A 16381-nucleotide genomic window follows, 5' to 3' on the forward strand; every position below is an offset into this window, starting at 1 on the left:
TTGAAGAATGGCGTATTACAGTGGGCAGGTTGCAAGTTATCAAGAGTTATTAGATGTTTTAGTGGCTGCATGTATAACTGAAGGTTGGACCTGGGCTGATGGGATTTTAAGAAAGAATGGCTGTTACATTAAGTTAGAAGTAATCACTTCTGGCACTGCTACAGGAATTAGAGCCACGGGCGGTACAGGTATTTCAGGGAGTAGCCTTTTAAATCCAGCACCAACAAGGCCTCGAATGGGGAACCCAGGTATCGTAAATTTGATTCAATTTCCAGTGGTTTATCACATTTTTATTTTTGACGATGAAGTTTATTTTAAGATTAAATTTGCTAACACATTCTATTATCTGGCGTTTGGAAAAGTAAATCCAGCATTATTGGAAAATGGAACATGGATTTCAGCAACAGCTTGTGGTGCTGGAAATAGAACAGACACTAATGGAAGTATCCGAATAGGTTCAAGTGGTGGTGGTGCGGGTGGTGCATACAATGCAAGCGCTGCTGCACCATTTTGGAATAATAACAATTATAGTGATGATTGGAGTAATTCAGTACTTTTCCATGACCTTGATGGGGTTAAATGGTCTTCAGGAAATAAGAATGCAGTGTCCGCCCTTTTTATAAGTCCTTTACTTGATCGTATTCCATCTCTCTGGACTGGAGAAGCAATTTTTCTACCAATAAATATCTATTTAGACCGACCAGCTAATAAAAAAAGTTTGGTATGTCAATTTCAACATTCTAGAACTCTTAGAATTGATAACTATGAACCTGAGCAAATAGTCAATCTTGGCAATGAAAAGTGGATGATTTTCCCATTTTACAAAAAATATTCTGTCAATAGGGGTGGTGGCTTCGATATTGATCACACTGGCACTTTCGGTTGGGCTATCCGATATGACGGACCATAAGCCATGGCAAACCTCAATTTTTGGCTTTCTCAAAGCCCACTGAATCCTAATCATAACCCCTTAATCACTGTCGATTTTGAGGGCTTTACGGGTGAACAATGGTATCCCTACCACGAATCAATGGTGTCTGTTGCTCCTGTTTTTGCGCTCACCACACATTACCCAGTCGAAGCCAATGGTCGTGCCATTCAATACGTTAAAACCAATAGCTATTTTGATGACTTTTACAACCGCATCCATATTTCACCAAGTGCATTAGAGCTGGGGAATGTCGCATCTGAGCAAGTCAGTACAGTTAATTTATGGAATGCCTATTTAGTCAATCAAAACCTTCAAAGCATTGATGGTATTGAGGAAGGCTTAAACGTATCAGGGCAGCCAAGTCCACCATTCACATTTACGGCACTACAAGAGCGTGCATGGAATGTCAGCATTCTGCCTGATGGACCATCAACCATCGACACCAATTTAGTTTGGCAGTTCGGTGAAGACCAAGCCACCTTACACATCACGGGTACACGTATTGTTGCTTTTGGCTGGTTGGTCGATTGGTCAAAACCAGTCACTGAAACCCTGCAATGGCTCACTGATATTCTGCAAAGCAAAACAGGCTATGAACAACGTCGTAGCCTTCGTATATCACCACGTATTCAATACGATGCTGAACTTTTGCTGTTCGATGCAGAGCGTCAATTTTTTGATTTAGCCATGATTGGTTGGGGAGCAAAAAACTTTGCCATGCCCATTTGGTCACAACAGCAATGGCTCACCACAGCACATGCAGCGGGAGTCATGATCATCTATTGCGATACCACTTATCGCAACTTCAAAGCAGATCGTTTGGCGATTCTTCGTGGTGACAACGCCTTTGATAATGAAACAGTTGAAATTGACAGTGTGCTGTCAGATCGACTGATTTTAAAACGCCCATTGCAGAAGTCTTGGGCGAAAGGTATGTGCCTTTCTCCAGCCATTACAGTCCGTTTGAACGGTCAACCCAACTTGGTCAAACGCACAGATCGCATGATGCGTACCGCCATTTCATTGATTGCGACTGAAACCCTAGACCATACTGAACAAATGCCCACAACGCTGTACCGCGGTTATCCAGTATTAGAACAAGTCCCGAATGAAAAAAATGATCTAACGCATTCTTATGAACGCCTGTTATCTCAATTGGATAATAAAACAGGCTTGGTGCTGCAAAAAGACCATGCACAAGAAGCTTTTGGCTTATATCAATACGACTGGATGACCGTTGGACGCCAAGAGCAAGCCACTTTGCGTGCTTTATTCTATGCCTTACGTGGCAGTCAAAAAGCCATTTGGCTACCGACCTTCAGTGATGATCTAACGGTCTTATCCATCATTGTTGCCAGTGGTCAAACTATGGATGTGCAATGGTGCGGTTATAGCCGTTTTGCCCAATCCCAATTGGGACGCCAGGACATTCAAATCACTTTGAAAAATGGCATGGTGCTATACCGTCGCATCACTGCATCTACTGAAGTAGATAGCAGCACCGAGCGTTTAGCTGTAGATGAAACCTTTCCAGCACAAATCCTGCCGACAGACATCATTCGCGTGAGCTTTATCAGTCTTTGCCGCTTATCTAACGATAGCGTTGTGATTGAACACCTGAATGACAGTGACGGTATTGCCAAATCATCGGCAACTTTTAGAGGAGTACGCGAAGCATGAGTTTTGCTGAATATGAAACGTCTTTGCAAAACGGACGACCTGTCCGCTTATATCAGTTCCAGCGTGGTCCATTGAAATGGGGCTATACCAATGCAGATCGGAATATTAGCCATCAAGGTATTACGTTTAGAGCACCTATAGGTGGAATTTCTGATGATGGTATCCGTCAAACGGAAAATACTACTTCAGATCTTCTGACTCTCACGATGTCTGCTGAACTTGATATCCCTAAAATGTATCGTATCGTAGCGCCAGCTCAGACCATTAGTGTAACCATTTTTGATTTGCATTATGGTGACAATGGTTTTCTCGTTGTTTGGATGGGCATGATCGTCGGGGTGAAATTTCCGAATGATTTTACAGCCTCAGTGCAATGCCAGACTTTAGCTGCATCATTAGAACAAACAGGACTGCGTAAAACATGGACACGCATATGTCCACATCAACTCTATAACCCCGACTGTGGTGTAGCTCGTAATTCCTTCCGTACCGATGGACAAATTAATTCACTTGATGGTGTCAGCATTAATTTCCCTTCCGCAGCGGCTAAAACTGATGGATGGTATTCAGGGGGATATGTCGAATGGACCAGTCAATATGGCAGTGAGCAACGTGGCATTGAATTACATCAAGGTGCGGCACTGTCTTTATATGGCGGCACTTCAGGCTTAGCTGCTGGCCAAACAGTTGCTATTTACGCAGGTTGTAATCGTCTATTTACGACCTGCCAAACAAAATTTAATAACGTCTTAAATTATGGGGGGACGCCTCATTCACCAGGCAAGTCTCCATTTGATGGCACACGAGTATTTTAGGAGCAAACTATGTGGATTCAAATTGCTCTATTCGTAGCATCATTAATTATTAGTTATGCACTACAACCTAAACCACTTCAGCCTAAAGCGGCTACGATAGATGATTTTGATTTACCTACTACAGAAGATGGAACGCCTAAAGTCGTCATTTTTGGCGATGTTTGGCTTACCTCATGGTGTGTGATTGGTTTAGGAAATTACCGCAATCAAGGCATCTATAAAAAGCAGAAAGGCCTTTTTGGATCAAAACGAACCAAGACAGGCTATCGCTACTTTATGTCATTGCACATGGGGGTTTCTTTAGGTCTTGATGATTTAGTTGAAATTAAGGTCTCAGATAAAACAGCATGGAAAGGAACCATTTCATCTGCCAACCGCAGCACGATCAGCATCAACCAACCTAATTTATTTGGTGGTGATGAAGCTGAAGGTGGAATTCAAGGCAGCATGATCATTATGCGTGGTGCAGCCGATCAACCTGCATTAGCAGAGTTGGAAATGATGTATGGCACAGTCATCAGAGAAGGCTATTACGAAAATGCTGGGGTTGATTATCCTGGTAGTAAAGGTGACTGGGTTCCACCCATTATTGAACCAGCAGCTGTGCCAGCTTATCGTGGTTGTGTAACGTTTTTCTATGATGGTTTAATCTGTTCAAACTCCCCATATCCTAAGCCGTGGTCATTCCGAGCACGACGTACAACTTCTAATTGGGATGGTGCGACTTGGTATCCTGAGAAAGCGACAATTTGGATGAGTAACAACCAAATTAAAGCCATGAACCCCGCGCATATTATTTATGAGGCACAAACTAATCGTGTTTGGGGCCGCGGTTTTGCTTCAAGTCAAATTGATGTCGCAAGTTTCAAAGCAACAGCGGACCAACTCTATACTGAAGGTTTTGGCTTATGTTTGGCATGGCGTAGACAAGACAGTATTCAAGCATTTATTCAAGAAGTCCTCGATCATATTGGGGCTGCGATGTTTGTAGATCGAATGACAGGACTTTGGCGCTTAGACCTAATCCGAGATAACTATGATGTGGCGGCATTACCAAGCTTTAACTTCAGTACAGGCTTGCTTCGTATTGAAGAAGATAATAACGCATCAAATGACTTGGTCACCAATCAAACCATTATTTCTTATATTGACCCAATTACCAATGAGTCACGACCAGCACGGGCTGAAAACTTAGCCGCGATTCAACGTCATGGCATCATTTTGCAAAATAAAAATTATAATGGTTTACCCACTATAGATATCGCTGGGCGTGTTGCAGCGCGTGATATGAAGGTCGCACAAAGCAGTTTGAAGCGCTTTAAAGTTGTATTAGACCGACGTGCTTACGTATTACAACCTGCATCGGTATTTAAATTAGAGCTACCTGAACGCGGTATTAATTCAATTGTCGTTCGTGCGGTACGAGTTGAACATGACTCTATAACGAATGGTGAAATCACAGTAACAGCCGTTCAAGATGTCTTTGGTTTGCCCGCTACAAACTTCATTCAAGACCAACCTAGCTTATGGCAGCCACCTAATTTAGATCCTGTACAGATCACAATAGTTAAGCTGTTGGAAATTCCATACGCCCAATTGCTGGAAAACTTTACAGTTGAAGATATTGGCCGTATGACGAACCAAGCTTATCTCATGCCTTTAGCACGTAAGCCAAATACACTTCAGCAAGATTTCAATATATTGGCAAAAACAATTAGTGATAGTGCTTATGTGGACGTTGGTGAAGGACAGTATATTTTTAATGCCTCATTGGCTGAAGCTGTGCCTCTTGGTGCATCCTCTGTTTTGGTTACGCTCACGCAAACTATAGATGAAAGTATTGTCAGCGTTGGTCAATGTGTATTAATCGATGATGAAATATTTAGAGTTGATACAGTACTCAACACAGGTAATCAAGTCATGCTTGCACGTGGTTGTATTGATACTGTGCCAAAAGCGCATAGCCTAAATACTACGGTTTGGTTCTATGGTGATATTGCGACAGCTGCTGAACGTTCTTTCACAGGTGGTCAGGTCGTCAATTTAAAACTACTTTCAAGAACAACCACTGGAGAGTTCAGTGAAGCCTCTGCTAACACATTGAGCATTACAGGACAGAATCGCATTGCACGACCATATCCTCCAGCAAATGTTCTATTGAATGATGTGGCTTATCCAGCGACAGTGAGCACTTTAAATAAAGTGTCATGGCGTTTTCGTAATCGTGTAGTTCAAGGCACTTCCATTGTCGATCAGCAAGCCGTTACCACAGTAATTGAAGTAGGTGTGACCTATAGCATCAAGCTATATAAAAAGACTTCAAGTGGTGGTTCATTTGCACTGGTTGCTGAGAAAAGTGGTATGACTGATTCAACCCTCTATATCAACCCAGTGCCAGATCAAACAGGCACAACATTAATCGCCGATTTTAGTAATGCTGTTGCAATTCGTATCGAACTTTATGCAGTGTTGAATAGTTTAGAGAGCCTGCAAAAGCATGTGATTGATGTGGATATTGTCGTATAGGTGGTTTTAAACCAGTTTAAAAGATTTGCGGGCGAAGTAAGTCTACATTCAAAGTTCTTTAATAATTTAGTTTTATCAATTTTTAGGAGATAGGAATGTGACTGAGAAAACGTTAAGCATTGCGACTGTGGCGACTGGTGTGCTTACTACTGTAACCAAAGGTCGGACCCTCTATCAAGCAGCTGCAAATGCCATGGATGCTGTTGAGGTTCAAGGCACCTTGACTGGTGCAAAGAAGAAAGAAGCAGTCATGGCTTTTATTAAAAGCATGGTTATTGATATTGGTTCAAATTGGGATGTGTACGAGAAACTTATCTCAACTTTTATCGATCAAATTAAAACAGCCTACAACGCGGTAAAAGATCTATTCAAGTAATTGGGTGGAGATAAATACTGGGAGCTGCTCATTGCGTCAACAATAAGCAGCTCTCATGACAGGTCTAGTGTCATAAGCAAGCCCAGCAATCGCGATCACGATTGCTCAAGCATACAAAAATGAAAAGCTTTTGCACAAGGTGGAACTGTATGAAAACTAGCCCAATTATCCCTTGGATGGGTGGTAAGCGTAAACTTGCGTCGCGCTTGATTCCAAAATTTCCAAAACATGACTGCTATGTAGAGTTGTTTTGTGGAGGAGCCGCTTTATATTTTCTAAATCCTGAGCCTGCAAAGGTTGAGGTCATCAACGACGTTGATGGTGAGCTAATCAATTTATATCGCGTTGTTCAGCATCATCTTGAAGAATTTATAAAGCAATTCAAATGGGCTTTAACCAGCCGCACTATGTTCAAGTGGTTAAAGGAAGCCTATTGTCCTGGTCTAACAGATATCCAGCGTGCAGCTCGTTTTTACTATCTACAACAGCATGCTTTTGGTGCTAAGCGAGTCGGTCAGAACTTTGGCTATGCACCATCAGGTCGACCTATCAATCTATGCAGAATCGAAGAGAATCTCTCCGAGGCTCATATAAGGTTGTCAGGGACTTATGTTGAACAATTAGCTTGGCAGGATTGTTTTAATCGGTATGACCGAGAGTACACATTCTTCTATGCAGACCCACCTTACTTCGATACAGCAGGATATAGTGTTGATTTCGGCTATGATCAATATAAGGACTTAGCTAATATTATGAGCAGCTCAAAAGGCAAAGTGATGGTTTCACTAAATGATCATGAAGAAATGAGAAATGTGTTCAAAGATTTTAGAATTGAATCTTTAGATATCAAATATTCTTTAACTTCCAAGGTGAGTGCAAAAAGTAAGGTTTCTAAAGAAATTGTGATCTGTAATTATTGAAATTGTTTTGCGTAGAGTGAAATGCGCGATTAGATTAATTATCTCGAAAAAAACGAAAATTTATCTCGTCGCGCATCAGCCAATAAACGATTAGTTCTATTGGCATCTGCATAGTTAAAGCGCAGTACATAAACTGGTTGTGAACTATTGAATAGATTGAAGTAATAATTTCGCTTATCAGTGATTACGGTTAAGTTTGTACGGTTCATGCCTGCTTGTGGTTTTTCCGCAGGCTTGATGAATAGACGATTACCTTGTGGGATTATTTGCCATCCAATCGTGTCACCTGAAGCAACAGTTTGGATAGTTTCATTTCCAAACTCGACAGTAGTTGAAATACCAAAAGTCGTTGATAGTTCAACAACGTGGCTTTCAGAATACGGAACAACTTTAATGCGGTTATCCGTTTTCAAACCAACAGGAATTTGACGAGCAAAAGTTGGCGCTGAAGCAATGCACGTTGCTGTAAGTAAAATGCTTATAAGGGTCTTTTTCATATCCGATTACCTTATTAATTATTAGAAGTCTGTGCCACAGGCTCAGAAGCAGTGCTTGCTTCAGGTTTAGGCAATGGTTGAGTAACTGGGTTTTGAGTAACTAACGCATCATTTGATGAGTTTTGCGTTAAGTTCCAGTTCTTAAACTTCACGCCAAATGGGTTAATCCAACGATCTTTTACGTTGAGATCGTCAAAGTTGTCAGTGATATAGTCAGCCGTCACTGTGTAGCTGTACTGGCGAATTTCAGCACCTTTAATAACGGTTGTTTTAAAGTTGGCTTGAACTTTATTGTTGCCAAGAAAGTTGACAGCAATAACTTTAGGAGTGATTGAGCCAGTTTCACCTAGTTGGTTGTAAGGTGAGTTTTGATTCATTCCGCTAACTTCATTTTCAAAGTCGGTACGATCTTGGCTATCTAAGAAAATAGAAGCTTTGCTGTACTGTGCAGAAAGTTGGTCTTTACCAACTTTGCCGTAATAGCCATAGCGATTGCTGATAGTGTCCCAAAAGTAGGAGGTCACTAATTTTTCAATAAGTTTAGGGTCAGTAGTTGAATCAAACTTTTCTACACTGGTCATAATTCCAGTTTCAGAATCAATTACAGCAATCATAGGAACTGGTTGTTTTAAAGGTGTTAATCCTTTAATTGCGATACCTTGAGCAACATTACCTATACCTAGAACGGTCGCCAAACCAAGAACCCAAATAGTGATTTTACCGTTACGATTTTCAGACTTTTTAGTATTGTCTTGAATCTCTTTAATTTGAGCGTCTAACTGCGCTTTTTCTTGTGGTGTCATTAGCGTTTACCTCCACGACCAAAACTTTTAACCATATTGGTGCCTGAACTGGTGATACTTGAAGTCGCACTGGTTGAAGCTTCAAAGCCACTGCCGACCAAAGAAATTGCAATTTTTGGAACAAGCCAAAACAGCCCAATAACAACGATCAAAACAATTACCATGATGAAAGCCCCAGTAAACGTACTGCCGTTTTCATTAAGGTTTTGAATGCCTGCGACAACTGAAGTAAGCACTAAGTCACAGCTCACAATCAGCAAAAGAAGAACAACAAGAGGGGTTAAAATTGCTTGTAGCCAGTTTGTGGCATATCTGCGAGTTGCAGGGAACATTGCACATGCAAGAAAAATCGGTGCAACTGCGATTAGAATGCCAATAATGACTTTACAGATAATCCAAATTAAGAAGAATAAACCGCAGACAATGCAGGCTAAACCAAAAATCAAGCTATAGATCAGGACAAAGAAGAAGCCCGAAACGACATTGGTAATACCTGTATCAATGTTATTAAAAGCTAATGCGATAGATTCAAAGATAATAGATACAAAAGACTGCAATGTTGTTTTTGAATCTGTACCTGTCATTTCAGTAATCAGGTTCGGTACATCATCGAGGAATACTTCAGCAACGTATGGAAAGAAAGCATCCCATGAAAATACGATTGACCAAATCAACAGCATAATAACGAAAGTGGCTATCACACCCTGAATTTCTACAGCCATGCCTAACATCATTTTAATAGCTTGGAACGAAATCCAAATAATGATAAAGCCTGCAAAAACTGGAATGATTGGAGCTGTGACTTTCTGATAGTAACCTTGCAAATTGTCTTTAATGTTTTTATCAACACCAGTAATCAGACTATCAACAACCTTGTCTAATTCAGACATACCATTTTTGGTAACTTCAGATACATTCTGCGATATTTGATTAGAGTTATACGCACCGTTAGAACCGCCAGTCGTCCCAGTAGGTGTACTGCCATTGCCTAAATCTTGTGGATTGGTAAAGTTATCGACCGCATAAGCCGAGCTAAAGCTAAAAAAACTAAACAGAAGCAAGAAAGCATAGATAATCTTTTTCATAGTGACCTCAGCGAATTACTGGAATTTCGGGCGGGTTTTTTGAAGTCTTTAAGAAAAAGTTTTGTGTATCTGATTTTCTTAATTTTCCGTCTGAATAGACAAAACAATCACTAGCCAAAGAGCCTTCATAGCAATATGTATCGTCTTTAACGAATGTTAAGACCCCGCTTGATTCACCAGTAAATTTAGGCAACTTTGCAGGGTTATATTGGTTCATGTTTTGGATTTGATAATTGACTTTCTTTACTGGGAAATTGCCCTGTTTATCAGCTTCAGAAATCACATAGTACGAATAAAAAAATTCAGATTTTGGAGTGTGTTCGGGAACCCATACGCCTGAAATGTCAGGCTTAGAAGTGAAACAGCCAGTTAGACCTAAAGCGACAACCGCAGAAGCTAGACCGAGTTTAATTTTATTGATTTCCATTTTGCTGTTCTCTCTCATAAGTTAGAACACCGCTTTCACTACCAAGCTTTAGCTTTCCATCTACAAGCTGAAAACAAGCATCGTTAGGCGCACAAAGCAAACCGTTATCAGGTTTAAACTTCATGTCTGTAAAAACGCCTTTAGCTAAAATAGTGACGGTGTAAACGTCTTTAGTTGTGCTTTTATCAATAATGATTCGATCATTGATAATTACGTCATTTGCTGATTGCGATTGTTGCCCTATTGGGTTCATCCAAACGCCTACATAGTCATCCCCTTTCACTTCAGGCGCTTTAGGCTCGTCAGAACAAGCCGTCAAAACTAAAGCCGTAGCGATCGGAAGTAATAGTTTTTTCATACGACATTACCCCCAGTTTTTACCGTTTTAGTTACTTGAGCGAATGGGTCAGAGATTTGATTTTCAGCGCTTGGGATTGGTTGATATACGCAAGCGCATGGTGATTTTTTTAATCCCTTTTGTGATGATGTATTTGTGGCACAGGCTGTAAGTGCTGTTAGGCTCAAAATGCCCATTGTGACGAAGATTTTTTTCATAGTTCTAGCCTTATCGGTTATAGAGTTATAACAGTATAACTCTATAAGTTTAAAAATAGAACAAGTTTACTAAAATCTAACCATTTCAACTGTTTTAAATGGTAAACAAAAAGATAACACTCTTATTATTAAGTATTCATATTCAATCACTTAATTGTAATTTTTTACTATTGAGTATAAAGGCTCGAAAGTTTATGCACGTATTGGGAATGCTTCAGCATACCCAATGCTAAGTAAAGCTTTGAGCAATCAACCGACTGTAGGTAAGGGCTACCGTTCCCGCAGGCACAGAGGGCGATAGTTAATTTATTTTGATTTTATGAATAATAATTAAGCGTGTGGTGATACCCTTTATTTAGGGTGATTTAGAGTTATAACTCTATGATATTTCAATAAATAGCAAAAAAAAGTTTTTGATTGTTATAGGGAAATTGTGAAATAGCGCACAAAGAAAAAGCCCCGATAGTCTTGCAACTATCGGGGCTATGTTCTATATTCTTCGGTACACAGTTATTTGATGCGGTAAACATCATCTAACGAAGATCATAAGGTTTGGCGACCGTTATGATTTCACCTGAAAGGCTTGTACCTGAACTCTATTATTGCATTTATATTAGATTTTGCAAGTCATACAATGAAAAAACTTCGTTAATTTAGTGTCTATTCGTGTATCAAATAAGCGCATTGTTTATTTGCCGAGCTTCGTCTACTCCTGTGTTTTATAAAACTTTATGTTTGTAAGTGCATTGCCTTAAATGGGTCAACAATGGCATAGAGTTTTAAAGACGGTTGGTGTAGCAGGAGGATACAAGTGACGGCAGTATCACCAACGCAAGAGTTAAGCACCTAGCCAGTGTAAAACGCCCGCTTGCTGATGAACGCACAATAGGCGGGGACGCAGGGAATACGCTAGGAACTGGCATAAATAAGACGTTGGGGAAACCCTCCTTGAGATTGCCGACCTAGTGAGTGAGCTAATGCGTGTGCAGGGGAGCTGTAAGGCTCTAAATACTCACTTGCTGTTATGCCCTTACATTGGCATACAGTGTCGATTGAAAGCGATGTCGGCTCCGACAGCAATGCTACAACGGCAATATTCAAGATAGCCATTTTAAGCAATTTTTTTTGCTTAGGCTATCTAGGGTGAATATTGCCGAAATCTGCTCAATCTCACCAACCGCAAGGCGGTTGAAGCGAAGCGAAAACGACTAAGGTTGTGAGGTTGAAGCAGATAAGCGCCTTATTGTAATAGCGCCTATTCCCAGTACATATATAAGTATTGCTTATATATAGTTTTACTTATAAAGACTTTAAATAACAAACTATTAGAACAATAGAGAACAATTACAAAAGTATCTAAAATACCCCTTGATTGTTTTGTGAGTACAAATTAATATATGTATAAATAGTTAGGGAATATACCTATGATTAAATCTACTAAAGGTAAGACAAGATCAACAATGATTGGTAATCAAAACAGTGTTAAAGAAGTTGTCAAAGAAGATAGATTTCAAACACGTATGAACCATGAAGATAAGTTGAAACTTATTAAATTCTGCAAAGATAACAATTTAAGCCAAACAGATTTTTTAATTAATTCAATGGTCGATAAAGGCATTCTTCCTGAAAGCAGACGATCAGTAAAAACAACAGACAATACTTAATTTAAAGGAAAAGAACATGAGCAATAACACTGAAAAATTATCTAAAGTAATAGCATTGGTTAATCAGAAAGGCGGTGTATCTAAAACAACGACTTCAATTAATTTAGCTATGGGCTTATCTCTACGTGGGTATGACGTACTGTTAGTTGATGGTGACCCGCAAGCTAGTTCACTTGACTGGGCTACTGTACGTGAAGAAGCAGATATTGATTTAGGCTTTACTGTTATTGGTGTACCAAAAACCAACTTAGCCAAAGAGATTGCTAAAATTAAATCAAAATATGACTTTGTAATCACTGACAGCGCAGGCAGACAGTCAGAATTAACACGCCTTGCTATTGTAGCTTGTGACGTTGCGATCGTTCCAAATACGACAAGTCCATTGGATGCTTGGGCTACTAAAGAAACCTTAAAATCAATCAATGAAATTAAGGGCTATCGTGATTTTTCAGCTTACTTTTTATTGAGTGGCGTAAACCCACAAACTAAGGTCTTTAATGAGGTTAAAGAGTGGTTAGCTGAAAGTTACCCTTTACCAATTTTGGACACTAAGATTGCGTTACGAACTGCTTTTTCACGTTCATTGGGCGAGGGCTTGTCTATCTATGAATATAAAGATGATCATGGGAAACAGGATAAGAAAGCAATTGCCGAAGTCGATGCTTTAATTGATGAAATTTTACAACGTGAGGGAATGACTGAATGAAAGCACCTAAAGGCAATGCTACTGTGACCAGTAGCAATGCCCATATTGCAAATGAAAAGGCTCACATTGTTAATTCTTTGAACTTTGACAAAATTCAAAAAATTAAGATCAATCCCGATCTATACAAAAAGATCGAGAAAGTAGCGGATAAAAGAAAAGTCGTACTAGCAGATATTGCTAGATCGGCTTTGGACTTCTATTTAAACAATCCAAGTGCGCCATACAGTGAAGAATTAAGTAAGGGTAATTCTAAGCAATTAATCTACACCATTAATCACTTGTATGATGTGAAGATAAACAGCTTTAAGGCTGTTCATGGTATCAACCGAAGTGACCAAATTAGACAGGCATTATCGGCTTGGCTTATCAATGAAAACTTATTAAAGCTTGATGAAAATTAAGGGCTTGATATGAACCTAAATGATCTAAAAAATAAGGTGATCATAAATAATGAAATTGATCAAAAAAACTTTGATTACCTAATTACACAGGTAGATCAGGTTGCAATTGAGTACGCTATAAATGAATTGGAGAGCCAAAATAAGCGACCCTATCTATCTAATATTTTTAAGTTGCTAGAAATACCGCCCCGCCAATAAGTGGGGCTTATTTGTCTTTGGAGGGACTGACATGCAGAAAATTATAATCAGGGTACTTATCATCACTGGCTTTTTAATGCCTGCAATTATTATGTTCTTTTTCCCTAGCTTAACTGGGACTAAGTTTTTTTGGTTAAGTATGCTTGTATTCTGTTTTCTAATTTTGCGAATACGTGGAATTTTGCTACTTTTGGGCATTACTTATGCCAGTCTATCTTCTATGTTTTCCCGCCATTAAAACCGCCCTACCCTATTAATTAAAACCGTTTTAGCACGTATGGACTTGCAATTTCATTGCTTGGTCCATACTTGGCCAAAACTCTTACTGTGAAAAATCATATTCCGATGCTTGGTCAAAACTGCAAGTATGCAGTCTTGACCAGGCATCTACTTTATTGAATGATTTAAGTGGGTTATGAGTGCGGGGGAAATGTCAAAAAGGTCAGTCCATATTTTTTATAGTACCGCCAACTAAAGTTATAGGTATCCATTTAAAATCGTATCGTTCATAACTACCTTTTGCCCCATACCAATACAAGTGATAGTGCGCCCGCCTTAAATGTGGTCTGCGGTGTACTTTTGATGATTGTTTAGAATATTCAGTTAATTGATCATTTACGGCTTTAATCTGCTTAGACATTTCCTTGCCTGCAATAAAAGGCTTGTACTTTTGGGCTTCAAATAATCTAGGCACACGCTTTACGGTCTGAACGCCTACCCTTTCCTTATGGTTGTCAGGAAGCAATGGGACATAATCAGGCTTAGATAAACTGAACCAAAGCAAAATATTGATAAGTTGCTTTTGTAGGGATTGGTATTGATCTATTTCATTTTCATCTAATATTGAACGGTCATCATGAAATTCATCTATGAAATCTGATAAACAATCTTCTATAGCTTTTTCTTCATTGACTAATAAGACGATTGTTCGAGTTAAACCAGTATCAAGAAAAATCGTAGATACTAAAACTTTTTGATAGCAAAGTTCAGTTAAGGTAAATATCACTCCATAAATTTTAGATTGCTGAAAGTGCAAATCAAAATTATCAGTTTGAACGTAAATGCACAGCTCAGGAACATTGATCAAAAAGTTTGGCAAATTGCCCTCAAATTTACTTTTTGTTAGTTCAGTTGCTACCTCATTTTCAAATCTATAAATATTCTTTGTCAGCATCCAAGAACCGAGCGTGACCAGTTCACCAGTAGGACAAGGCAAATTATTGATTAGATGATCGGGAATTGCATCACCAACATTTAAACCTTTCTGCCAGTCTGGAGCATAGCAGTCTAAGCCTGCATATATCCAATCATCCCAAGTGACCAAAGAACTAATTTTTTTATCATCGTTTTTATACTTGATAGCCTTTGATTCAATCTTATTAAAGATACCCTTAAAACTTGCTTTCAAGTGTTGGCAACGTGCAGTAACGACCTTTAAAGGTATTGCAAATTCATTAGATAAGTTCGCCATGAAGCCCTGCCCTGCTTTTAATTAAGTAATTCTATAACACTATATCTAGTGCGGATCTCATACCTACTAGCCACTATATATAGTGTTTCTACTATCGCCCTCTATGCCTGCGAGAACGGTAGCCCTTGCCTACAGTCGGTTGATTGCTCAAAGCTTTACTTAGCATTGGGTATGCTGAAGCATTCCCAATACGTGCGTAAACTTTCGAGCTAATATTATACCTAAGTTGTATTGTACTCACAAATCATATTATGCGTATTAATGTTAATTAGTATAGCAGTAATAATAATTTCAAAAGTTTACATATATTGTTTTGTACTCACAAATCATTATATGTATAATGTATTTATTAAGTCGATTGGCGACTTAAATAATAGGTGATTAATTATGAACAATATTTTCACAAAGTTGGATACTAAAAAAATAGTTATTGAACTACTAAATGCTTTTGAAAAAGCAAACTTCGATTACTACTCAAGAGCCTATCTTGAAAGTCCAAAAGGTACATTTTGCGTGTCCTTTGGAAACTGTCAAATGCAAGATGCAAACATTATTACTATCTACATAGATAAAGCACCACATGAGTTTTATTTCACCCATGAACATTCCAATATTGCTGAAGCACATCACGAAGCAATTAATCTATTTAAACAAATTTTAGACTTTTACTTTACCTATCTAAAGCAAACATAAGTAAGCCCCGCAAGGGGCTTTTTTAATGCCTGCGGGCTTGGTTCAGATCGGGAGTGACCAAAACCACAGGAAAGGGAAACAACCCACTACAGCGAAAAATAAGAGCAATCAGGGCGCATAACGCTATTACATTAATTTACCTATATTGTTTTGTACTCACAAATCAATATAGGTATAATATATTTGTCAGGTCGATTGGCGATCTAATAAAAAAGGCTTTGAGTTATGACCAGTAAAGAACAACTTTCGTTAGAGTTGCCTATAGTTGAAACAGCTCAATCATACAAAGATATGAAAGGGCTATATAGCGTTGATATTTCCCATATATACCGCTTTTATATTCTCCTTAATTGGTATGGGGTACTAGAAAAAAGCAAAGTGATTAAAGCGGGCAGTGATGCAATTTTTGAATGTGATAATGAAATGATTGCAGATGAAATTTTAAATTGCATTCCGAGCTGTAAAAAAAGAAAGGTTTATCGAGTACCAAATTTTAACCCTATTTATTTTTCAGGAATAGATAAGCCATCGGTAAACCGTTGGAAGTTTTCAGTAGAAAGAAAACTAGGCTATGAAAAATCAATTTACTTTAGATCAGTTGCAAGCCGTTGGGATTATTAACCCCCTGCCCTA

At 39.0% G+C, this 16381-nt stretch carries 17 protein-coding genes; 11 read left to right on the forward strand and 6 right to left on the reverse strand.

The window, feature by feature from the left end:
* Positions 1-7: 7 nt before the first annotated feature.
* The 6 genes from EXE10_RS12765 to EXE10_RS12790 all read left to right on the forward strand — a co-directional run bounded on the left by EXE10_RS12765 (position 8) and on the right by EXE10_RS12790 (position 7248).
* On the forward strand, positions 8-910 hold the full coding sequence (locus EXE10_RS12765) for a hypothetical protein (protein WP_130113623.1): 903 nt from the start codon (positions 8-10) through the stop codon (positions 908-910).
* A gap of 3 nt (positions 911-913) precedes the next feature.
* Positions 914-2611, forward strand: a complete 1698-nt coding sequence (locus EXE10_RS12770; RefSeq protein WP_130113624.1) for a hypothetical protein — start codon at positions 914-916, stop codon at positions 2609-2611.
* The gene (locus EXE10_RS12775; RefSeq protein WP_130113625.1) at positions 2608-3426 is read left to right on the forward strand and encodes a phage BR0599 family protein; all 819 of its coding nucleotides are present in this window, start codon (positions 2608-2610) and stop codon (positions 3424-3426) included. The genes EXE10_RS12770 and EXE10_RS12775 overlap by 4 nt, the downstream gene beginning before the upstream one ends.
* Before the next feature lie 9 nt (positions 3427-3435).
* Positions 3436-5952 carry a hypothetical protein gene (locus tag EXE10_RS12780; protein ID WP_130113626.1) on the forward strand — a complete coding sequence of 839 codons (2517 nt, stop codon included), beginning with the start codon at positions 3436-3438 and terminating at the stop codon, positions 5950-5952.
* Between the two features lie 97 nt (positions 5953-6049).
* The gene (locus EXE10_RS12785; RefSeq protein WP_130113627.1) at positions 6050-6328 is read left to right on the forward strand and encodes a hypothetical protein; all 279 of its coding nucleotides are present in this window, start codon (positions 6050-6052) and stop codon (positions 6326-6328) included.
* 149 nt (positions 6329-6477) lie between these two features.
* On the forward strand, positions 6478-7248 hold the full coding sequence (locus EXE10_RS12790; RefSeq protein ID WP_130113628.1) for a DNA adenine methylase: 771 nt from the start codon (positions 6478-6480) through the stop codon (positions 7246-7248).
* Positions 7249-7286: 38 nt separating this feature from the next.
* Here the strand turns inward: EXE10_RS12790 and EXE10_RS12795 are convergent, their stop codons facing one another.
* The 5 genes from EXE10_RS12795 to EXE10_RS12815 are packed head-to-tail and all read right to left on the reverse strand — an operon-like array spanning position 7287 to position 10418.
* The gene (locus tag EXE10_RS12795) at positions 7287-7745 is read right to left on the reverse strand and encodes a TrbG/VirB9 family P-type conjugative transfer protein (protein WP_228256830.1); all 459 of its coding nucleotides are present in this window, start codon (positions 7743-7745) and stop codon (positions 7287-7289) included.
* A gap of 14 nt (positions 7746-7759) precedes the next feature.
* Entirely contained in the window at positions 7760-8548 is a 789-nt protein-coding gene (locus EXE10_RS12800) for a VirB8/TrbF family protein (RefSeq protein WP_005000436.1), read from the reverse strand.
* Complete coding sequence (locus EXE10_RS12805; protein ID WP_005000437.1) at positions 8548-9633, reverse strand: type IV secretion system protein; 1086 nt, start codon at positions 9631-9633, stop codon at positions 8548-8550. The genes EXE10_RS12800 and EXE10_RS12805 overlap by 1 nt, the downstream gene beginning before the upstream one ends.
* A gap of 7 nt (positions 9634-9640) precedes the next feature.
* On the reverse strand, positions 9641-10060 hold the full coding sequence (locus EXE10_RS12810) for a hypothetical protein (RefSeq protein WP_005000439.1): 420 nt from the start codon (positions 10058-10060) through the stop codon (positions 9641-9643).
* Entirely contained in the window at positions 10047-10418 is a 372-nt protein-coding gene (locus EXE10_RS12815) for a hypothetical protein (RefSeq protein ID WP_005000442.1), read from the reverse strand. The genes EXE10_RS12810 and EXE10_RS12815 overlap by 14 nt, the downstream gene beginning before the upstream one ends.
* A gap of 1621 nt (positions 10419-12039) precedes the next feature.
* Here EXE10_RS12815 and EXE10_RS12825 point away from each other — a divergent pair.
* The 3 genes from EXE10_RS12825 to EXE10_RS12835 are packed head-to-tail and all read left to right on the forward strand — an operon-like array spanning position 12040 to position 13386.
* A complete protein-coding gene (locus tag EXE10_RS12825) occupies positions 12040-12279 on the forward strand; it encodes a hypothetical protein (RefSeq protein ID WP_005000443.1) in 240 nt (79 codons plus the stop codon).
* A gap of 16 nt (positions 12280-12295) precedes the next feature.
* A complete protein-coding gene (gene parA, locus EXE10_RS12830) occupies positions 12296-12985 on the forward strand; it encodes a ParA family partition ATPase (RefSeq protein WP_005000446.1) in 690 nt (229 codons plus the stop codon).
* The gene (locus tag EXE10_RS12835) at positions 12982-13386 is read left to right on the forward strand and encodes a hypothetical protein (RefSeq protein WP_005000449.1); all 405 of its coding nucleotides are present in this window, start codon (positions 12982-12984) and stop codon (positions 13384-13386) included. The genes parA and EXE10_RS12835 overlap by 4 nt, the downstream gene beginning before the upstream one ends.
* 640 nt (positions 13387-14026) lie before the next feature.
* On the opposite strand, the gene EXE10_RS12850 is transcribed toward EXE10_RS12835, so the two are convergent.
* Entirely contained in the window at positions 14027-15055 is a 1029-nt protein-coding gene (locus tag EXE10_RS12850) for a hypothetical protein (RefSeq protein WP_005000195.1), read from the reverse strand.
* Positions 15056-15442: 387 nt separating this feature from the next.
* Here EXE10_RS12850 and EXE10_RS12855 point away from each other — a divergent pair, with 387 nt between their 5' ends.
* Both EXE10_RS12855 and EXE10_RS12860 read left to right on the forward strand, forming a co-directional pair.
* Entirely contained in the window at positions 15443-15748 is a 306-nt protein-coding gene (locus tag EXE10_RS12855) for a hypothetical protein (protein WP_005000193.1), read from the forward strand.
* Positions 15749-15973: 225 nt separating this feature from the next.
* Complete coding sequence (locus EXE10_RS12860) at positions 15974-16369, forward strand: hypothetical protein (RefSeq protein WP_005000189.1); 396 nt, start codon at positions 15974-15976, stop codon at positions 16367-16369.
* Positions 16370-16381: the final 12 nt, after the last annotated feature.

This window comes from Acinetobacter sp. WCHAc060033, assembly GCF_004209125.1.
GTDB classification, from domain to species: domain Bacteria; phylum Pseudomonadota; class Gammaproteobacteria; order Pseudomonadales; family Moraxellaceae; genus Acinetobacter; species Acinetobacter wuhouensis.